The following is a 20,787-nucleotide window of genomic DNA, read 5'->3' on the forward strand; positions in this document are numbered from 1 at the left end:
TCCGGATACACACGACGATAGTAGGCCTTGCGAATGCAGTTGCCTTCTACCAAGTCACTTATATGGGCAACATTATTAGACCTGCGCTTGTTCCTATATCTTTCCTGTAGATTCGTTTTTAATAATGATGTAAAAGTGTCTGATTGCTTAATACTGAATACTATAAACTGTCACCTTCTTATTTGATTGGCAAAAAGAAAAAAAGAAAGTTGCTTGTTTGCTTACTTACTAAGGTGATGTTATGCTGGTTGCACATCATAGTAAGTTGATTTGTCCATGCGGTGCCTGATAATATCCAATGTGACGCAACCCAGTTTGAACATTTTAATTACGTCCTTTGCTGCAGTTGCACTTGCTGTCCAACAAGCCAATTCGTTGCCTTGAACCTTGCCGTCTACTATTTCATTTCCATAGAAGTTGACACGGTTAACCGCTTTGCTTGTACCTGGATAGGTGACTTGGACCTCCTCTGTCCTTGCAGGATCAAATTTGATCACTTTTCTGCAACCATCACTTTCGAACTTTATATATGACGATACATTACTACCCTTCTTACTGAGTTGTTCGCTCAACCTGTTCGAAATTTGGTTCAGTCTGTTTCTTGTCGCTTCACTTATTGTAGCATTTGAACTAGTAGCTACTTGCACTGACACTTGTATTTGACATGTGTATGATAAACAAGCACAATCATGGTATAGAGAACTAAACTAAACTAAACTAAACTAAACCACTTGAAAAGAAAAAAGACTAAAGTTCTTTCTTTAACAGTTCAAGCTCATTTTTACCAAGTCCATAAACCATTAGAATTGGCCCAAGTGAAGTCCATAATTCAGACTTGTATTTCTTGATATTGATGTCTTGAACATGTTTTTCTGGATGTATCGTTGTAGTTTCTTTCTTTTTTACAGATTCCTTGCCAGTTTTAGTTTTGGCATGATCCAATTGAAGTAAGTATTTTCCAGTAGGTATATTCTTTTTCACCTTGTGATTTCTTTTTGGCTAGCTCTTCATCACCGTTGCAGTCCTCCAGTATTTCCTTATATGCACGCGTATGCCAGTCATCACTTGAATAATCATATAGAGCCTTGCTTGCTAGCTCAGTCAATGACAGTTGGATTATTATAAAGTCTAGATCACCATTTCTGAGTCTATCTTCCAGCTCATGAAATATAGATCTTGTGTATTTCACTGCTTGCCTAAGTGCCTCTTTCGGCTTTTCTATAAACATTTCCAACAAATCCTTACGAATAAGGTGGCTTGTTGCCATGTTGCAGAATTTTGTTTTATCATCCTTTAGGCCTGTTAAAGTCTTAGTTTCTAGCTTGCCATCAGCTGTCATGCCAAAATACTGCTTCTTCTCATTGAACAAAAATAGTATTTTCCAAACTTTATCCAGCTCAAATCTGACACCAAACCTATTCTTTGCTTCAGCAATTATGTCTATGGAATCGCCACCTGTTACAAATATCGAGTCCGTGTCTCCATAGATTACCTTGCTATTTTGGTCACTATTTACTAGTAATTTGGATATTTCTTTGATTATGTATCTACTGTAAGCAGTAATAAGCTCACAAACTCTGGGATCAAAATAGGCAAACTTCACATAACCAAAGGCCCCATAACCAGAATTCATAATTAGTTTTTTGGCCTTTGAAGGAAAGATTAGGCCTTTTTCTTTGAATTGGTCCTTTTCTTTCATTAACTTGCCCATGATTTCGCTTAGCTTGCCACTTTCCTTTTTCTTACATATCCAGTAGTGTTTCCAATTCCTACTTCCTTTAGAACTAGAGTCTACCTCATCTTGAACTTGTTGAGGAATTAAGGCATCTTTATCATACTTGCAACATGAACAGTTTATAGTTTCACTGCTAATTTTATATTGAATACAAACTGAAGGATACATAGACACAAAATCATAAGTCTTGACATTTCGGTGAATACCAGCAACTGGATCTCTTACATATCCACCTTCGAACTTGAACAAGGTTCCAGTCTTGCCTCCTNNNNTTAACAAAGGTCTGAGACTGAATCCAGTCATAGTCAGTATGGAACTTTGGATACTCTTCAGCATTTAGCTTGTCACGCCACCAATCAGTAGGACCCCATGCATTAGCAGTATCAAAGAAGTTGGTCTTTATATCCTGAGAGACATTGTAAATAAGTTCAAGTATCTCGTAATTATTCTTCGACATTAGCATAAGGCATAATTCCACATCTCTTGAACAATATTCAAGTTGTTTGCTTGGTTCAAGGAATTCAATATCAGTGCCTGCTAGACCTTCAAACTTTGTTTGGTTTATGTATGCTGCTGATACAGCAGCAAGGCTTCTTCCTCTATACCTGATATCTACTGCTTGTAAAGCTGACTTTATTGCATTATTTTTAAAAACTTGATACAAATCCAATAGCTTAACATTGGCTTGCAAGCCTTCAAATTGTTCCAATAAACCAACCTTAGCGCAGTTATTACGAAGAGTTGCCCAGTCACTATCAAGAGAGTCCGTGCGATAGTTGGATTTCTCTTGAAGTATGTTATAGCCAACTACAGCCTTGTACCTAGTTAGAACCTCTAGAATAGCAACCATAAAGTCATACTGACTATTGCCAAACTCAGAAATGTGCAATGCTTCCTTCTTGTTTCCTTGGATATCTATAGCACAAAAACAATAGATATCCTGACCTTTTTGAGTCCATTCCATATCAAAACATACCAGTTTGGCAAGCTCAGGAACTTGATCAATTAGGTTGCTAGGAATAGACTTAGCAACTGGGTTTATGCTGACTGGTCTTGCAACTGTTGCTGCTGATGATGGTGATAATGGTAACTGATCAATGGTAGCAGTTCGTAATAACTCACTTGTTACTTCGTGTTGAATATGAGTTTGGAGTGGAAACCTAGCGCTAGAACATTCTTCTGTAGAATAATCAAAATCGTGCTCAATCTGACCTCCTGACCTGGCGATTTTGGAATTTGTACAATTTTTTTCTGGCTCCAAAACATTTCCAAAATTTTTCTGGCCGTTTAGGTCAGTCAGGTCAGATTGAGCGTGGCTTTGATTTATTGAGGTCAGATTGAGCGTGGTTTTGATTATCTCACTGGCATTGTTTGATTCTTTTTGATTATTTGGTTGCTGCTGTAGGCTAGTATCTTCTTCTCCTTCTTCTGCTTCCCCTTCCTCTTTTCTTACTGCTGGTACTGCTACAACAGCAGGCCTACCGGAGCCTTCTCTCTTACCTCCTCTAGAGTCTTTATAACTGGCCTCACATGTTATTTTCAATTTACCTCTATCAAGTAACTTGATTCTAGGATCTCCTTCAACCCATTCTGCAATCAATCTAAACTTCTTGTTCTTGCCCCTATCAAGAACTAGTTTCTTATCTATTCCAAAATAGTCCTTCACATCCTGTTCCTCATTATAGAGATTAGTCAATAATTCCTTGAGATAGTACCAGCCGTCAAATCCTTCAATTCGTTTAATAATTATCTCCTTTACTACTTCTAATGGCTCCTTGGGTATCATTACTTTTAGAGCAAGTCTATTTTCGTATTGTCTTTGGAAGAAACCCATAACCTGGTCAGCGTCAGCTGTGTCAGCTATGTCCTTACCTTTCAAACGCGCAAGTGACACAGTCATGTTATGGAGCGAATCTAATAATCTAGGCGAGCTTTTAGACTCGGCCACTTTTGCTATGTCAACATAAAACTTTTCTAGCATCAAAAGAACGTCTTCAGATAATTTTGGATTGAACCTCTTGCAGTATAACAAGAACTTGGAAATAAACAAATGGTTTGATTGCTCTTGTTTTCTTATTTCCTCATAATGTTCATGTAACCTTAGTTTCTTGTTAGCATAGTCATGGAGATATGTTTCGTCGCGGTTTGTATTCATAATAAAGACGAGGTCAATTCGATCTAGAAGTGCACCTAGAACTGGTATCTGGCCTGTTTTGTCCTTGTCTTTATAATAATCTCCTCCTGCCCAGCGACCACTTCCTCCTGTTGGGTTAGCACTAAAAATAAATGTGGCACTACCATTCAAATCCTTCTGCAAGCCATATTTACCAAGTGGGATGCGGCCTTCTTGAACTGCATTAAGTAGATATTTCTGTTCTTCAAACGATAGACTGCCAATTTCATCATATGCACAAACAGCACCTGATGCCTTGACAATAGCACCAGAACGTGTTATTTCTGCACCAGAAGAGTCTCTAATTACGACACCAACTGCAGTCTTGACACTAGTAGTCGTTGCAGATATAAACCTGGATCTGGGAACAATCTCTGTAGCACCACGCAGCATTTGTGTCTTGGCAAGGCCAGGATCACCAACTAAAAATACATTGATTCTGGTTCTTCTTAGAACTGAATCCTTGGCTGCATTATTGCAAGCTAGTATTATTCCTTGTTTCTCGTACTCGTTTCCAAGGACAGAAATGTTAAACTTGTTTGCTAAGTCTGCAAGTATATTTTCACCTTGTTCTTTTTGATATTTGGCACATTCTTCCTCCTCCTCTATGGTAAGTGTATTGAACTGGTTTCTTGAATTTGTGTATGTAATACCACTTCCTTCGTCATTTACATTACCTGCAAACAGAACAGGAACACGTTTACCTTTAATTGTAATTGTGTTAATAAAACCTGTAATAACAGCTTCCTCATTATTTCTAACATCATTACAAGCATCATTTAACAAGACAACTCGGGCACTTTGCTGCATATCATCTGCTAAATTACAATCTTGAACTTCAACTTGTACAGAGTTTATTTCCTCACAGGATACATCTGATTCAGTTTCATTACAACTAGGACATTTATGGCTAGTAGCTCTTTTTATCACACGTTCAGCTTCCCATGCAAAATATGGCCTCCTGTTGTATGCTTTAATTTGGTCCTTTGTATTACAACTAAGACATGTGGTCTCAATTTTTGTAATCATTTTCTCCATCTCTTGAATTCCAGAAATCATGATATCATGAACTCGAACATAGTCTCCATGATTGGCCTTTAGGAAACCAGTCACAGTAAGATTCTTTCTAATTTTCTTGTGACTTAATCCTAGTGCTTGGCGAAATTGTTCAAACCTATTAGTAGCAGCACTAATGTCTCGGCTTTTGTGGGCCACACGGAATAATTCTATCATGATGTTGCGGCCTTGCACTGTTTGCTGATTTTGAATTCGTTGGTATGTTTCCTTGATTACTTTGAAACGATCCTCAGGTTCCTCATCTTTTGTTCTATCAATTAATACTTTGAACAATCTTTCTGTGGCATCTTGTGATATATGACTCCAAGCACAAGCACCTGCTATGGCCATTGTATTATTGTGTCTGTTTCCAAAACAATAAATTGGCCCGAACTCTTCACCATCCGTTCCTAGAATTAGATTAGCTGTCTTTCCTATTTCATCCTCTGTAAGGTCAAACCATTCAGAGCTGTCAAACTCCTTATAACTAACACAGGCACTATCAGCTTTGATCTTTTCCTCTAATTTTGCGTGATATTCTTCTGGACTGCATTCAAGCAATCCGTCACTAATGAATGCTTCAACGATCTTGTCAAGAACCCAAGTTGTGTTACTTAGTGGTATAACCTTGTTGAGTTTATAACTTGAGCCGTCTTTTCTATGTAAAGTTGGAAATAAGGTTACCTGCTGACAATTAATTTTGATAGCACATTTAGCTCCATTTAACCATGCTCCAGCTCCTTCAGTTAGTGACTTTTTCTTTTCCCACAATTCAATTTCTTCAAGGTTATTTGGGTCCACATAGGCACACAACAATATGTGCAAACCTCCATGTGGAGTGTTCTGAATAGGAACAAAGTCTTGAAGATTATACTGACTAATTACGTGTTCCAGAGTTTTTACTAAATGTGGATTAGTGTTATCACCATCAATTGCAATCGGTAACTGAACTTTACCTGGATATGATTCGGAATAAGTAAGTGTTAAGCCAGTTCTAAACCCTATGCCCCGGCTCCAGTTTTGGCTTGCAATCTTTTCTTCAGTCCAAAACATCTTGGGATCTAGCAACATGAGCAACTTAATAGGATGAAAATTACGGTTATCCTGTAAACGTTTCCTTAAGTGCTCAGGTATTGTAGCAAGCCATTTATCTATTTCATCTCTGTCCTCGAATAAATTAAAGCAGTTAAGTGGCTCAATGGGCCAGCCTGCATTTACATATTTTTTGACCTGATCTATGAATGCAGAGTTTGTTGTTTCTGGTTTTTCTGACATTCATTTCCACCTAACAAAAAGTTTAGTATTACTAAACAATAGTCTATAAGTAGTATAACCTAATAATTGGCCTTGTATCTCATACAGAGTTGCTAACTCTGGCTCAATCTGTTGGCGGCCAACCAAGGCAGATTGGGACCTATTTATTTCATCACCTTGCATTCTATCTAAACCAAGTTTTAATTATCACTCAGTTGTAATACAAGTAGACTATTGCCTTCGTCTAAGCGAAGAAGGAATTATATAAATTCCTAGTATGTCAAGAGTTACCACAACATATGGGTTAAACTCAAATCGTAACCCGCATGCTACCTTATATTGTTGCTGCAGTTCCTTCGTTGACGTGCATATATAGCTTGAACCTAATGATAACGCGACGGCTATACCAACTGGACTTACCAATTCTGTAGGAGCCTCTAGCACAATTTGCTTGTGTCCATTGTTAATAGCATCTGCAATTTCCTTCAAGACATATTCTTGCTGCTCTCGTATAGGACATTTCAAGAAGTTTCTATTGAAGTCTTCAAATGTCACACTGTTGTTGTCGTTAGGTTATCGTTAGCCTTGAAAACTGAATACTTATGGACTAATTATTATCTCATGCTCTCTGTATCATCATGAAGTTCTTTCTCTTCATAAAGTTCGTCGAATCTTGCGATGTGATATTCACACACATATATAACCTCAAATTCGTTTCTAGTATCCTGATTCATTGGTATTGGTATTGCTTTCACTCCGTCCGCTTTACAAGTAGATACCGAACACTTACCTATTTCCATTTCGGTTTATATACCTCTTTTTCTAACATGAATTTTATTTTAGCAACTCGTCTTATACTATCTACGTATTCATTCGGTCCCTTTAAAAATTCAGGTTTTTTATCCTCTGGCATATTTTGTACGTAATCTATTATAATATTCTCAAAGACTAATTCTGTATAATGTAGGGCACAAAATACTGCAGTCATTGAGAATCCTTCATCACCCATTTCATCTGTGACTTCTTTGAGATGTCGAACTATCTCTTCTATCCTATCTGCCTCTTTTTCATAAAATGATATAGTCATTTCTCCTCTATCTCTATCTCCTTAGATGCCGGGAGAATCCAAGAAACGGGTGCAAAGTGCAATTGAATTGTACTACATTGTACTTGATTTTCTTTAGAGTTGGATCTGGTTATTTTTTCACCTAGGTGAAAAATGACATTAATTTGTATCATTTTTAGTATCCCCTCCTCACGGGTATAGTTTTTGCTCTCATGACTGTCCTTGTTCATTTTTTTTCTTTATCCTCACGTTCCTTAAGCTTTTGTTCCAGGTTATCAAGAAGTTTTTTTAGGATTGGGTTCATATCTTTGACACCTGCATCATTGCTCACTACATCTTGTAACTGATCCTGAATCTCATGCTCCTTCTCCTCAACATCAATCATGCCTTTTACATCGTACAATGTTTTCATTATTTCAGTCATTTTATCAGTAGTTATTGTAGAATGATACAGATTCATAAAAGTAAGTAATTCTTGTAATTCTAGTGAGTATAGTGTTTCAACTGCAGGCATTGATATGACTCGATTATAATTTCTAGTTGGAGCTAGTTCTATCATTCGTTCCATTATATATTCCCAGAAACGTTCGTTTCCTACTTCATTGAGTATAGCATCAATTTCAACGCGTTTGGTTTTCAAAAATGACTTATCTAAATGGTCGAAATAGTTCAAGAAACTGTAATCTTTTAGATATTGTTGAGAGTCAACAGCAAGTGTATCACGAACTAGACCAAAGTAATGAAATACTCTTTCATCTATTCCTATCCGTGGTATCCTAATACCTTCGCGATACACTGATGCGACTATGTTCAAACCATAATCTTCATAATCAGTCAATATAGCAATGTGCGCTCCAGATTTCCTCGCTGCAACCATTAAATCTTGTCCGTATTCAGTCAAATAACCAATAGTATTAACAACAGCAACTCCGTATTTATCAGCGAATGGAGCAAGTACTTCTGCAATATCAGCCTTTTCAATAAATAATATATCTGTCCCGTATCTAGCTAACTCGATAACATTATCATAGCTAACGCTCTTCCATTCACCGTCAGAAAACATAGAAGACCTAGCACCTGTTACTAACCCCATCGCACGTCTGCTAATCCCATCATCTTTGCAATACTCCCTGATTAATTTCATGACATATTTTCGAGTTGGCAGTTTCTCTAGAAACTTCCCCATCCAAGGGAGTGCCAGATACCAGACTGAGTTACAGGTTCTTACTCTCTCATATTGATTCTGGGACACTTAAGCTCCCTCCAGTCTTTATTCTACCAAGGAACTTGTTAAATAGGGCCTTAGCTGTCATCTTCTTTTGTTTTTTAGGTGGCGCGTAGAACTTTCTTTCTTTGATAAATTGTATACCCGCAGCCCTAAAAGTTCTTGATTTTTCTGATATTTTTATGGCCGCTTCTATAATGGTCTTTGCGAATGGTTGTGTATCGATAGAAGATTTGTCATGTCCATGATAGTCAATCCTCGGCGATATCAAATTAACCAATATAATTGATGGAATCTTTATTTTACTATCTGAGTAGTCATGGAATGTAAATTGACAGTTCTTGAGAATACTTTTCATACTATCAGCACTGGCCTTGTACTTTAATCGCTTATCCCAATAGCTATAATCACCATCAAATGAGATTCCGCGCGGTGAGACAGCATAGTTAACTGCGCCGATAAATTTACTAGATCTGTTTATTGGAGTGTCTGTATTATAGTCATAGACAGCACTTGTCTTGTATGGTACTGCTAATACTTCTATAGCAAATGGGAATTGCGTTATACCATTACCCTTGTGGTGTGTGTAGAGCTTTCCATCGTGATCAAATGCCTTGATAAGATCGGTATGGCCATAATATCCCCGAAAGACCTTGTAAAAGGCTCTGTCCACATCAATCTCTGGATAAAGATTACAAACTCTAGAAGCTAGAGCCCCTTTTCTTTGTTTATTATCAGCATATGGTAAAGACAGCTCTTTTGGCGGAGGTAAAAGACTTCTTAATTGATTATATGACTGTTCAACTGCGCTTGATAGACTTTGCAATTCTAGTAACTCTTGTATTGATTTTTGATTGTTTTTGTCTTTTGGTAGATTACTAACTTCTCTGAACTTGTGCTTGAATAACAAATCATATAATGAAATGGATTTGTTATGCACATTAGTAATACACGTCATATATTCCTCTGCTTTGTAGAAATGTGCGCTAGTAATATTATCCCAATTTGAGATTACATCTGACGCCAGATATTCTATGTTTACTGCTGCCTTTCGTGCTGTTGGTCTATTTACAATAGTATGAAAAAGATCCTGACTGATATCGTTGCTGCTGGTAGTATCAGTAGCTATCTTGTTGTAACCTTCAGGTTTATCCTTGCTATTGTCTACGATTCGAAACTTGAATGATATGTCAGTAGTGAAAAGTGCATATGTTTGACAGAATTCCTTTATCCTAGCCACCAAACCACCACCATCATCGCTACCAACAAATTCTTCTGCTATTGGTAAAGTTAGCTCTATCTCTGTATCTTTGGTTTTAGACTCAGAATCTATTGTGGTTATTATAGGGCGATGTGTCTGGTTTGCCTTGCTTACTTCCACTGTCAATTGGTGCTCAAGTCCGTTCGACCTAATGACTAATGGTTTAGTCCATTGGGCGTCTGTAAATGCTGTACCATCATCATGTGAATGGATTAGCACGTACCCGAGAGCCAAAATCTGTTTTAATGCATCTCCAAGCATCCCACGACTGACCACATATACATTTTGTTTTGAGCCGTATCTCATATCAAAATCGAATATCAAGTTCAAATTTTCAAACACTGCTAAGCCTTTACTATTTGAATTTCTGACTTTGATGTTGAGGGTTGTGTCATCCTTGACTATATCGACATAAACAAATTCCTTGTCAGATCCTTGGTAGTTTTTCCAAAGAAAGTCAATGGCATTATCCAATAACTCTTTAAGAATTAGAATATACCAGTAGACTTTGTCTTTATATCCAGTTCTGAGAATAATTCCATCAACTGTGAAGTAGTCCATGCTGTGCTTTTTGAATGAGAATACTTCATTATTCTGTACGTTAAGCTTAGCAACTCTCTCCTCATTATCCTTGGCCTTATTTTCTGCATCCTTGTCACCTGTACTTATGGGGCATTTGGGAAGATTAGATCTTGTCATCTTTAATGGCACCAAAACCCAATATCTGGATCTTCATCTTGACCTTCAAATGGAACAAATTCGCAATAGTCTCCTTCCTTTATTACTTTCAGATATCTCCCGCTACTATCACAAATATCCAAGTTCACTATTCCGACTTTGTACTTTAGAAAGCCAATAGTTCCAATGAAGCAAGAGTAAAATTTGCTATGACCACTAATGAAATTGTCACTCAACTTTAGAAGGGCATGCCATTCTTTACACTTAAAACATGGCTTTATATCTATTGAGGCAATCTCGCCGCTAACGTGCTCAAATTCTCTCATAAACCAGCCATCATGTAATTCGGCCTCAATCATTTGATTGAGCTGTTCGTCGTCAGTATAAGCTAATTTGGTCATTTGGTATTGCACCTTGAGAAAAGCCACAGTACATTTTAGTTGAGCCACGAGTTGATTCTCTTGCCCTGCTTAATTCCAAAATTTTAAGGTCGAGCTTGGAAAGTAGAGCATAAGATCTAGAGCTGGCTGGTAGCCAAACCTTTGTCTTCACTTTTTCGCATCTCATTATTGTTCATCCCTAAACTTGGAAACACAATAGTTGCAAAGTGACAATGATATGCTGCCTAACTGACCAATCTTTACCTGGATTTGGACTGATGCTTTTGAAGAGCAATTTACAGCTTCACAAATCTTCCATTGATTGATGGTTCCAACCTTGCGACAATTTGCCGTGCTGGAGATGGTTCTAGGCTCTTGATCCAAACGGTGCTTATTTCTCATTATTATATTGCTGATACAAAAAATAATTAAGAAATTCCCTGAATGAATCAAAGTATTACAATTTCAAAATTTAACTCTTTACATATTTCAAATTTTGAATTTTTCAAAACTTAAAAACAATTCCTACCATCGTCTTCTGTTGGAAAAGTATTTCGAAGGCTACTATTGTAAAGACTATAATGCCGTTAATAGTATCAGTGCTGAGAACTCCAGAAAGGTACTAAATACAATCGCTAATTCTTATCCATCAGCAATTACACAACAGGAAATATCTGAACAAGCAGGCGTTTTATACAACTCAGTTACGAACGCATTAGAAACGCTTCTAAGTTCTGGATACATAAAAAGGGATAAAATTGAGAGACATACTAGTAGAGGACGGCCCGCAAAGTCGTCAGAGAAGATCCAAAGTAGAGGATACGAATATTACATTGAGAATCGCAATTTTGCTCTTAATCAACAATGGGCATATCAACTTGCTCCAGGTTATGTTAAATATAAACCTGATTTCCTATACGCCTGGAATATCCTTGTGGAAAAAGAACAACAAAATGAAATTTATCCATTATTGATTAATCTCCTCAAGCGAGTAATGAATAAGATAAATGCTTCGAATTATCCTATACTGAAAGAAATAATTCCAATCACTGCAAGTAAAAGGAATGATGGTATGGTTCATTGCAGGGATTGTGGGTTAAATCATGAGGCTAGAGATTTTATACGTGCAGTATTACTACATTTGCTAGATCGTCTCGAAGAGAGTCGTCCTTTTATAGATTTCATGATCGAAAATAACTTTATTCTGAAAGATAGTAACGGATATAATGAGCTTTTGAATCTGTCGCCCGTGCAGGAGAAGATTAAGAGGAAAGAAAAAGAACAAGCCAAACAATGGCTAGAGAATTTGCCCCAAGATGCGAAGGAGATTGTCGAATGGATATTGAATGAGAACCCCTCTATCAGTACAGAACAAATTAAGTGGAGGGTCAATAAGTTAATCAGCGAACCATATTTTGATGAGCAACTTGATGATTTTGTACCACTGGATTTACAGGATGCATTATCTCTAATTGCTGAAGAACAACAAGCATCACAATTACCAGTGGAAGTCGAAGAAACAGTGACACCTTCAGCAACTAAAATTGTGAATATCGAGCAGACTCAAACTAAAGGTGGAATAAAGATAACATTAAACAAAGTTGAATTCGCAGCTGACTGTGTAGCTGCTTTTCTAACTGTAGAAAAAACTGTAGATGATGCTCATGATATTAGATTTTTAAAGCATCAATCCAAGGCTGTGCAAGGTGAAAGACAATTCGAAGCTACGTATAGAGGTCCAAATTATAAAGAGATTAGAGACACTATTCCTCACGGGATCAGAGAGTATGGTGCAGTGAAATTTGAGGCAGTAGATTATGATGAAAGTCTAACAAAATTCGAGTTTGCATTTAGTAAGTATTTAAACAATTACGTTTTCATATTTGAAGTAAAGATTCCGAAATAGTCATGTGTAAATGAGATCAAATGGCAAACCTCTAAAATATACTTTATGCTAACTTATTTGTTAATATTTCTGGCTTAACTTGAGCTAATTTTGGATTCTGTTGTACCATTGACATAATCTGATTGAACTGTTGATTCATTTCTTCATGCAGAGTTTTGATGTCTTGTTTGTGCTTTTCTTCCATTTTCCTTAATTTCAAATCCTCATTTGCTTTAATTTCTTCGTAAGCCAGAGGTGTTAAAGGATAACTGCATTTTGAACAAAATTTATTATCAATTGCATTTACCAAACTGCATCTAGAACAATTGAGAACAGAGGGCTTTTTTTGAGCTAAAGCCGCTTCTTCAGAGAGAATACCGTTTCGTACTAAGATTTGGTTCTTTAAATCATCGCCCATTCTTCTTTTGATATATCTCGCACCTTGCTTTGAATTCATTGACCACCTCACTTTCTTCTTTAAAGCATACTCTGGAAGGAAATCGGAATCAGAAGTAATAGCTGAATGTCGAATACAATATGGATTCCACTTTTTTGATTTAAGCAGATATTCTAGTCTCTGTCTTTCATTTTCATGTGTAATAGAGCCATTTTGTAGCATGCGAATTACTCTATTCTTTAGCTGTTTCATCATAGTCCACATTGCGTCTGGCTTTACTGGAGCACCAGTGTTAAGATTACAAATTAAACTGGATTCAGGTGAATTCTTAAATGGATGTTTGTTTAGCCAGTCTCGTACATAAGGAAAAGAACACGTCAACAGAATGGGCCCACCACCGGTCTTTGATTCATAGGGTATTTCTCCTTCTCCATACCTCTCTCGCAATCTTATATGTTTAATTTTTAATAACGTCACTTCATGGTTTCTTGCATCTAAATCCCAAAATAGAGTCAATGCAGCCTTATTGCGAATATACGGTTCATATTTTACTATAAAAAGAATCTCATCACGCTCCCATAATTCAGACTGCGTATAAGGGCTTTCACGTTTGGCCTTCTTTGCCTTTATTTGAACAAATGATGGGGTTTTCCACTCATCTTGGGCTATAGATTCGTCTAGTTGCTTGTTCTGTCGATTATAAAGCCACCTAAAGAAGAGCTTAATTCTATGAAGGTAATGGTTCCATGTGGTGATCCACCTTTTTTCAGGATCTTCGTCGAGTGTTTTACTCTTAGTATTCAAGAATGTGATAACCTGCTCTTTACTTTGGATGTCATAAAATGTAGTATCGGCACCTAGGAACTTGGCCCAGGGTAAAATAGCTTTCAAATTGTTATTTTGATGATGCTCTGAAGATCCATTAAACTTCATGTATTGGTAAAATTCGTGTAATATGTTAGCATTAGTCCGGTTAGGTACTAAAGATATCTTGCTAACAGTCGTGATCAGTTTTAATGGCAACTTGTTATGGTCTCCTTTTTATTGTATATTACCGAATCCAAATATATGAACCCATGTACATAATGGGGCCAGTGGGATTTGAACCCACGACCGCCAGCGCCCCAGGCCTATACCTCATCGTGAGATGGTATCCTAGACCAAGCTAGACGATAGCCCCTTGACCTTTTCAGAAATGAGAACCTCTATTAAATGTACACTGGTGAAGGCAACTTCTTTGTGCAATTCAGAAACGAGTTTGGTTGGCGCATCCGAAAATCTTATTCCTTCAACACAATCAAATCGAGATCATTACTCCAAATGAAATGCATTGAAATATCTATCCTAGACTAGTAGCAACAAAAAAGGTGATATGAAATCTAGTTAGAATGAATAAGAATTAAGCTTCAAGTGCATTAAAATAATGGAAAGAAAATTAGTGAGACTAATTAGAAGAGAAGCTATATCGTAGAATGTGTTATTTAAGGGAGCGATTCGATATTGTTACCGGAATTATTCTGATATGTAGTCAGGAACTTGATAAAACCATAAATAGCGTAGTAGACGATCTATTTAGGCGTTTTTTGGCAATTAACAATCCTTTAATTAGAGACTGTTGCAAGGAAAATGTCAATGTGAACTACTTCGAAATATTTGCAAAAGCACATACTTTCCAATTAGTACATATTATACGGAGATGGTCAGTGACGCATTGTATGGAGCAATTAAGTTACTATCTAAGACAAAGTAGTTTAAGTGAATAAAGTTTGGAAGCGAGATCACTTAAATTCCAACTACCACGTATTATAATAATTTATATTAAAAATATAGTAAGTGCATTTATCGTCGAAAACGCTCGAGGTCACTTCTAATAGGACTAGTGTTAAAATCGATGACCTTACCTCACAGATGCTCATATATAGACAGAGGCAGAGATTGTCCGTTGTCACCTTCGTATATCATTTCCATAGAAAACGATAATGATGAGTATATGATTGCAGTTGTATGTCATGATCATAGAGACCTGATGGAGAGCAGGCTAAAGGCTATGCAAAGCAAAAGCACAATTCCGCAAGGCAAGACAAAATTCCAAGAGATAAGAGTGGTTGTCACTGACTGTATCAATGCTGCTGGTGATGAATAGTGTGTATTTGTATCAATGGTGAATTACTAAATTATAATATACCAGTTGTTTCCATTGTGTATAAGATGATGGTATATGTCTGAATCTGGATCACAAATTAAGGAAATTAAAAGAGTATTTGCAGGGCTACAGACGCTATATCATACTGCTTTTCCCAAATCAGACCCATATCTGATCCATGATTTGCTCAGGAGACTGGCGAGAAACCCCGAAATTACTCCCATATATATGGTTGAGGTATTCACGAGAAAGGGCGTGAATCCAGAAGCAGCCAAGAACTATATATTTGAAAAGACAGGTATGGTCCCTGCAATCTATGAGAATGGAACCTTGTTCGTTACCAATCAAAAGTTAACGTTAGAAACGCTCAAGGAAATATCTGACCTTGAAGACGTTTTGGAAATAGCGGGCGATTACACTGGTAACATAACTGCGAGAGGACCGTCTCACACGCATACTGATACCTGCCCATTACAGAATTTAGACTATTCATAGTAGAAAAAGCTACTCGCCTTGTCTAGCTTATAAGTACATTGTAATGGAACATATTTGCCCATTGTTCAAATAAATAAAAGTCAAAATCCAAAAATAACTCATCTTGAATCGATTGATCTATAATTATTAAAAAGAAATTAAAACCATAAATGATTTTAATTAATATGAATGCATACTCTGTGAAATTTAATGTAGCTATTGTCCAGTATTTGTAAAATACGGCTACATCCTCATCCCATTTGCATGTAAGGTTTAAGTACAAGCAAAAACATAATCTGTTTGAACAAAGGATTGCAAGCCGTTATAACGGTGCAAAAGGGGTCTATATCCTTACGCTAAAAAATAACCACGACTATCCGGTGAATTTTAAACGTCCCTCTGGATTGACAGCCGCGATCTATTTTTTAAAATGTTTGTCTGAAGGGCAATCGGTTAAAGAGCTATCAGAGAGATTTGACAACAATGAAGAATGCATTCTAAGATGGATTGATTTTTTGAAATATAACCGCTTTATTGAAGAGATTACTAATGAGCAAAACATTAAGTTAACGATTTCTCCAATAGGGAAAATGTGGTTAAGAAGATATGAGTTTGCTCTAAAATAGGACGGGGATTGTTTCAAACTCTGTCTTCACGGGTAAGGCCACTGAAAAGTAGCTCTAATTAGTCCTAGCTCATATTAAAAGTGAGTATAGACACCTCAAGTAAGCTAAATAATGTACAAACTGTTATAACTACATAGTTTTCTTATAAAATTTTCACATATACACAGAATATTATAACCAGCCATGACTGTTAATCCAGCTGACTTCCTATAAGTACAATATTAGGTATGTTTTATGACAACCATTTTATACACCTTGTTTTATCTTGCATATAAGGTTGCATTGCCATGGAAGCATATTGCGTTAAGTGTAAATCAAAAAGGGACATGAAGGATGAGAAAAAGGTCACGATGAAAAATGGGAAGCCAGCCACACAAGGGATTTGTACTGTGTGCGGGACAAAGATGTTTAAGATCGGCAAGTGACCTTACCAATCAATTTTTATTGGTCTTACCCTGTAAACTAAAGGCCTGCATATCATTAAGGTCATTTGATTTTAGCCCAAATGTTAAGTAATAATAGCTGGCATGAATCTCGATAGATCGTTTGATAGCAATTCGTGATTTAGTCAAAAAATACTCAAACTTGACTGCAGTAGACGGACTGAATCTCGATATCTATGAAAGCGAGGTTTTTGGGCTATTAGGGTCAAATGGAGCCGGTAAAACTACTACCATACATATGCTTGCGACGTTGCTCAAACCCACCTCTGGAACTGCTATCGTAAATGGCTATGATATCGTAACACAGTCGGCGAAGGTAAGAAGTAGCGTTGGTATTGTTTTCCAAGCTCCAAGTAGTGACGATATGCTGACTGGATATGAAAATTTAAAGCTCCATTCTTGGCTGTATAATGTGCCCAGACAAATTAGAGCAAAGAGGATTGCTGAGGTTCTTGATTTAGTAGGGTTGACTCAAAGGAAGGATGACCAAGTTAAGAAATATTCCGGTGGCATGAGGAGGAGATTAGAAATTGCAAGGGGCCTTATCCACAAACCCAAGGTTATATTTTTAGATGAGCCTACATTGGGACTAGATCCGAGTAGTAGAGAATCCATGTGGGAGTATATTAAGAGACTTGTAAAGGAAGAAAAGATTACCATAATATTGACAACTCACTACATGGAGGAAGCTGATTTGCTTTGTGACAGGATTGGAATAATAGACAAAGGTAAAATAATTGTTCTTGACACACCATCGAGACTAAAGGAGATGATTGGAGGGGATGTTATAAAGGTGAGGTTATCGCATGAGAAACAACCAAATATAGAATTGTTAAAAAAATTCAGCTTTGTGCACAAAGTTGAACAGAGCAATGAGGACGGTTTGATTCATTTATCTGTAGAAGATGCAAACCGTAATCTTCCTATAATTCTAAAATACATTGATACAGAATGGGTTGAATACACAAGCCCGACTTTAAATGACGTATTTCTTAAGTCTACAGGAAGAAATATCAAAGAGGAACCAGAGGGAGGTTTCATGGAAAAATTTGCAAGATACGATCAGAAATGAGATAGGGATATCTGCTTGATCAACGAATAGTTTACAGCATAAATATGATCAAACGAATATTTAATGGAGGCAACTAGTACTATTTTGCTAAATAATGTAATCAATGTTATGACATTTACCGAAAGCCTAGGCAGATTGTATGCGCTATGGCTCAGAGAATTCAAGGTGTTTATTAGGGAACGAAGCCGGCTAATCGCATCGACATTTACCCCTGTACTTTGGTTGTTTGTTATTGGCTCCGGATTTGGCTCGACTCACCCTTCTACTGGAGTAGTAGATTATCAGAAATTCATTTTTCCAGGTATAGTATGCATGTCTGTAATATTCTCTTCCGTGTTTTTTGGCTCCTATATCATTTGGGATAGAAAATTTGATTTTCTTAAAAGTGTAATGGTAGCACCAGTAAGCAGAGATATTGTATTCATAGGGAAAACATTAGGTGGGATGCCTAATTCTCTGGTTCAGGCTGCCATCCTATTGGTTATTGGACTGACAATAGGAATTAATATGGACTTCATATCTTTAGTTCAAACTGTTATAATAGTATTACTTCTCTCGTTTAGTTTGACATCAGTTGGACTTACAATTGGTAGTTACATTGAGAGCCTGGAAGGATTTCAATTAATAATTAGTTTTGTCGTATTCCCACTTTTTTTTCTGAGCGGAGCCCTTTTCCCGCTGAAAAGCTTGCCACTTTGGCTATTGTTGCTTTCAGCTATTGATCCTGCGACATATGCTGTCGATTCACTCAGAGCTGCTATTCTTGGAATTTCTAGCTATTCATTCTCAATAGACGTTGTTGTACTTCTAGTTTTTACGATCATTCTTGCAATTTTTGGGTCCTATTCATTCAGAAGGATGAGGGCGGTATAGTTCAGTACATTTCAGATGGTAGATAAAGAAGTCAATCGTCTTAAGCTCAAGATGGTAGCATTAAATCATACTCATCTAAAAAACGTACGTTTTATAGATTTTAGTATGATGTAGCTTGCCGTAACATGCTATGATATCAATACCATGGCCTGTACTGTCACAGACCATAAAACTTGATAAAAAACAACTCCTTATAGATATAACATTATTTCAAATAGCATCAGCGTTCTCTCAAATTTCAGGATACATAAATGCACCTAGTAAAGCTTTCCTAACGCTTGCTTTGATTTTGGACATATGGTTGCATTCATTACATTATGACTTTGCCCATCCAAATGACTGATACCGGAGATATGCTGCTCAAGGCTTCGTAATACTAATGACCCATCCGTCAGAATTGGAATTTGATGAAAATCATGACAATGTAGAGGCAGCAGCCAGAATTTTGGAGAAAGTTCCAGTCATCATTAGACAGTAATCGTAATCATGATACTTGAAACGCATACGGAACATGTGCTGGCCAAGAGAATATCCAATCAATTCTCGAGGCTTTATTCTGCATGATTATGCCGGCGAGGGAGATCATAATATAGCTAAAATTGCAATTCGGTCATTGCTTGCAGAGTGCGCTGCTCTAGATGGTTTGAAAAAATTAGTTTCAAAGCCAAAACCACTACAATAGGCATATGGTGTCTTGACTACATAGACTTGACAAAACTAGTAACACCTGGGAATTTTGTAGGATATAACTACGCAAGACTACTTGTGGTCCATTTCATACTAAACAGTTGTGGATGTTCGATATCAAAAAGGTATCATAGCACCTGAAGAAGAAAATATACAGTTCATTCACTTTTGGGTAAGTGAATAGGCTATCTGATAGCCTGATAGTTGGTAATGTTGAACGGATCGTGGTTATTTTATTTTCTTGACCCAACAACTGAATAAATTATTCATGATTGAGGTGAAATAAAAAAGGTAGGCTGTTCTACTTGCGTTCCTTCAATCTACCTCGGCCAGTCTTTCTTGGAGATATATTTCCGACTTTTCTTCCTGGTGGAGTATTTCTTCCTACAGAGGATTGTCGTCCTATATGTTGATGCCTGCCACCGCCGTGAGGATGATAAACAGCAGCTTGTGCTATGCCTCTCACTATTGGATACAGTCTTCCATGTGCACGCATATACTTCGCTTTGGCTCCTGCTTTTAGAAAAGGTTTTTCCATTCTACCTGCACCAGCGACGGTACCAATCATTGCCCTGCATTTAGGGTTGATCGTTAGGAATTTGCCAGAAGGAAACTTTATAGTTACGCCTTCAGGACCGTGAGCAAATACAATGGCAGAAGCTCCTGCAGCCTTTATTAGTTTGCCTCCGTCCCCAGCATTCCGTTCAATGTTACAGATTAAAGTTCCGTCAGGAATTGCATCTAGCGGCAGAATATTTCTTAATGTTGCTGTCGCTCCTACACCTAGCTCAATCTTTTCGCCAACAGCAACCCCCTGCAGTGCTGGCACATAAGAATAAGTTCCATCATCAAATCGAATCTTGGAGAGAGGAGCGTCTCTGCCGCGTTCATGTACTATATCTACTACGTAGCCAGAATGATGTTCCTCCAATTTGAAATTAGGATATCTTGCTGGGGCAATCTTGCCCACTGAGACTGCCCGGAATTGCTTTCCTCCCTTCCCACGTCTCCGGATTAATGGTCGTTTTCCCAAAGATAATCAATTTTAAGTCTTGATTAGGTGATTTTAAGTTATTGTCAAAATAAAACAAGATATTGATTTATCCTAGATTAAGTCCTAGATACATTTCGAAATCAATGCAGCATAGCGATAAATCGTAACAAGGTATAAAGAGGAGTAAGTCATAGGTGTCATTGTGAGCCAAAATACTCTATCTCTAAAGGTACTCGAAGCATATACTAGGGATGTGGGTCGTGGAGTAGCTCGTATTGACTATGATTCTATGGATTCGTTGAGTGCTTCTACAGGTGATGTTATTGAAATCAGAGGCAAACGCAGGACTGTTGCCAAATGTCTAC

Annotated in this window: 21 protein-coding genes and 1 tRNA gene; 8 read left to right on the forward strand and 14 right to left on the reverse strand. The window is 37.2% G+C overall.

Annotated features, from left to right (window positions below; genetic code table 11):
- Window positions 1-239 precede the first annotated feature (239 nt).
- From DYY65_RS05825 to DYY65_RS05875, 11 genes are all read right to left on the reverse strand, one after another.
- Window positions 240-653: a hypothetical protein gene (locus DYY65_RS05825; protein ID WP_162477041.1), complete on the reverse strand. Its 414-nt coding sequence runs from the start codon at window positions 651-653 to the stop codon at window positions 240-242.
- A gap of 94 nt (window positions 654-747) precedes the next feature.
- Window positions 748-942 (reverse strand): hypothetical protein, encoded by a 195-nt coding sequence (locus DYY65_RS05830; protein WP_162477042.1) that lies wholly within the window; start codon window positions 940-942, stop codon window positions 748-750.
- Window positions 923-1,984: a DNA polymerase domain-containing protein gene (locus DYY65_RS05835; RefSeq protein ID WP_162477043.1), complete on the reverse strand. Its 1,062-nt coding sequence runs from the start codon at window positions 1,982-1,984 to the stop codon at window positions 923-925. The genes DYY65_RS05830 and DYY65_RS05835 overlap by 20 nt, the downstream gene beginning before the upstream one ends.
- The gene (locus tag DYY65_RS05840) at window positions 1,914-6,239 is read right to left on the reverse strand and encodes an AAA family ATPase (RefSeq protein ID WP_162477044.1); all 4,326 of its coding nucleotides are present in this window, start codon (window positions 6,237-6,239) and stop codon (window positions 1,914-1,916) included. Before DYY65_RS05840 ends, DYY65_RS05835 begins: the two co-directional genes overlap by 71 nt.
- Window positions 6,240-6,449: 210 nt before the next feature.
- Window positions 6,450-6,773 carry a hypothetical protein gene (locus tag DYY65_RS05845; protein WP_162477045.1) on the reverse strand — a complete coding sequence of 108 codons (324 nt, stop codon included), beginning with the start codon at window positions 6,771-6,773 and terminating at the stop codon, window positions 6,450-6,452.
- Between the two features lie 59 nt (window positions 6,774-6,832).
- Window positions 6,833-7,018, reverse strand: a complete 186-nt coding sequence (locus tag DYY65_RS05850; protein ID WP_162477046.1) for a hypothetical protein — start codon at window positions 7,016-7,018, stop codon at window positions 6,833-6,835.
- Complete coding sequence (locus DYY65_RS05855; RefSeq protein WP_162477047.1) at window positions 7,009-7,305, reverse strand: hypothetical protein; 297 nt, start codon at window positions 7,303-7,305, stop codon at window positions 7,009-7,011. The genes DYY65_RS05850 and DYY65_RS05855 overlap by 10 nt, the downstream gene beginning before the upstream one ends.
- Window positions 7,302-7,514 carry a hypothetical protein gene (locus DYY65_RS05860; RefSeq protein ID WP_162477048.1) on the reverse strand — a complete coding sequence of 71 codons (213 nt, stop codon included), beginning with the start codon at window positions 7,512-7,514 and terminating at the stop codon, window positions 7,302-7,304. The genes DYY65_RS05855 and DYY65_RS05860 overlap by 4 nt, the downstream gene beginning before the upstream one ends.
- On the reverse strand, window positions 7,511-8,536 hold the full coding sequence (locus tag DYY65_RS05865; RefSeq protein WP_162477049.1) for a hypothetical protein: 1,026 nt from the start codon (window positions 8,534-8,536) through the stop codon (window positions 7,511-7,513). Before DYY65_RS05865 ends, DYY65_RS05860 begins: the two co-directional genes overlap by 4 nt.
- The gene (locus tag DYY65_RS05870) at window positions 8,517-10,469 is read right to left on the reverse strand and encodes a hypothetical protein (RefSeq protein ID WP_162477050.1); all 1,953 of its coding nucleotides are present in this window, start codon (window positions 10,467-10,469) and stop codon (window positions 8,517-8,519) included. Before DYY65_RS05870 ends, DYY65_RS05865 begins: the two co-directional genes overlap by 20 nt.
- 2 nt (window positions 10,470-10,471) lie before the next feature.
- Window positions 10,472-10,849: a hypothetical protein gene (locus tag DYY65_RS05875; protein ID WP_162477051.1), complete on the reverse strand. Its 378-nt coding sequence runs from the start codon at window positions 10,847-10,849 to the stop codon at window positions 10,472-10,474.
- A gap of 520 nt (window positions 10,850-11,369) precedes the next feature.
- Between DYY65_RS05875 and DYY65_RS05880 the strand changes: the two genes are divergently transcribed.
- Window positions 11,370-12,734 carry a hypothetical protein gene (locus tag DYY65_RS05880; protein WP_162477052.1) on the forward strand — a complete coding sequence of 455 codons (1,365 nt, stop codon included), beginning with the start codon at window positions 11,370-11,372 and terminating at the stop codon, window positions 12,732-12,734.
- Window positions 12,735-12,777: 43 nt separating this feature from the next.
- Here the strand turns inward: DYY65_RS05880 and DYY65_RS05885 are convergent, their stop codons facing one another.
- Window positions 12,778-14,133: a hypothetical protein gene (locus tag DYY65_RS05885; protein ID WP_162477053.1), complete on the reverse strand. Its 1,356-nt coding sequence runs from the start codon at window positions 14,131-14,133 to the stop codon at window positions 12,778-12,780.
- A 63-nt stretch (window positions 14,134-14,196) separates the two neighbouring features.
- A tRNA-Pro gene (locus DYY65_RS05890) sits at window positions 14,197-14,290 on the reverse strand.
- Window positions 14,291-15,052: 762 nt separating this feature from the next.
- Between DYY65_RS05890 and DYY65_RS05895 the strand changes: the two genes are divergently transcribed.
- From DYY65_RS05895 to DYY65_RS05915, 6 genes are all read left to right on the forward strand, one after another.
- Window positions 15,053-15,253, forward strand: coding sequence for a hypothetical protein (locus tag DYY65_RS05895; protein WP_162477054.1), 201 nt, complete (start codon window positions 15,053-15,055; stop codon window positions 15,251-15,253).
- 75 nt (window positions 15,254-15,328) lie between these two features.
- Window positions 15,329-15,748, forward strand: a complete 420-nt coding sequence (locus DYY65_RS05900; RefSeq protein WP_162477055.1) for a hypothetical protein — start codon at window positions 15,329-15,331, stop codon at window positions 15,746-15,748.
- 239 nt (window positions 15,749-15,987) lie between these two features.
- Window positions 15,988-16,353, forward strand: coding sequence for a hypothetical protein (locus tag DYY65_RS05905; protein ID WP_162477056.1), 366 nt, complete (start codon window positions 15,988-15,990; stop codon window positions 16,351-16,353).
- 287 nt (window positions 16,354-16,640) lie between these two features.
- Entirely contained in the window at window positions 16,641-16,778 is a 138-nt protein-coding gene (locus tag DYY65_RS12695; protein ID WP_255457471.1) for a DUF5679 domain-containing protein, read from the forward strand.
- Window positions 16,779-16,899: 121 nt separating this feature from the next.
- Window positions 16,900-17,868, forward strand: coding sequence for an ATP-binding cassette domain-containing protein (locus DYY65_RS05910; protein ID WP_162477057.1), 969 nt, complete (start codon window positions 16,900-16,902; stop codon window positions 17,866-17,868).
- An 84-nt stretch (window positions 17,869-17,952) separates the two neighbouring features.
- Window positions 17,953-18,741 carry an ABC transporter permease gene (locus DYY65_RS05915; RefSeq protein WP_236561695.1) on the forward strand — a complete coding sequence of 263 codons (789 nt, stop codon included), beginning with the start codon at window positions 17,953-17,955 and terminating at the stop codon, window positions 18,739-18,741.
- A gap of 988 nt (window positions 18,742-19,729) precedes the next feature.
- Here DYY65_RS05915 and DYY65_RS05920 read toward each other — a convergent pair.
- Window positions 19,730-20,461 (reverse strand): 50S ribosomal protein L2, encoded by a 732-nt coding sequence (locus DYY65_RS05920; protein ID WP_162477059.1) that lies wholly within the window; start codon window positions 20,459-20,461, stop codon window positions 19,730-19,732.
- A 163-nt stretch (window positions 20,462-20,624) separates the two neighbouring features.
- Here DYY65_RS05920 and DYY65_RS12700 point away from each other — a divergent pair.
- Window positions 20,625-20,787, forward strand: a 163-nt coding sequence (locus tag DYY65_RS12700; RefSeq protein WP_370519306.1) for a hypothetical protein, incomplete at its 3' end; no start/stop codon positions are given.

It is taken from the genome of Nitrososphaera sp. AFS (assembly GCF_009898475.1).
In the GTDB taxonomy this organism is placed as follows: Archaea; Thermoproteota; Nitrososphaeria; order Nitrososphaerales; family Nitrososphaeraceae; genus Nitrosopolaris.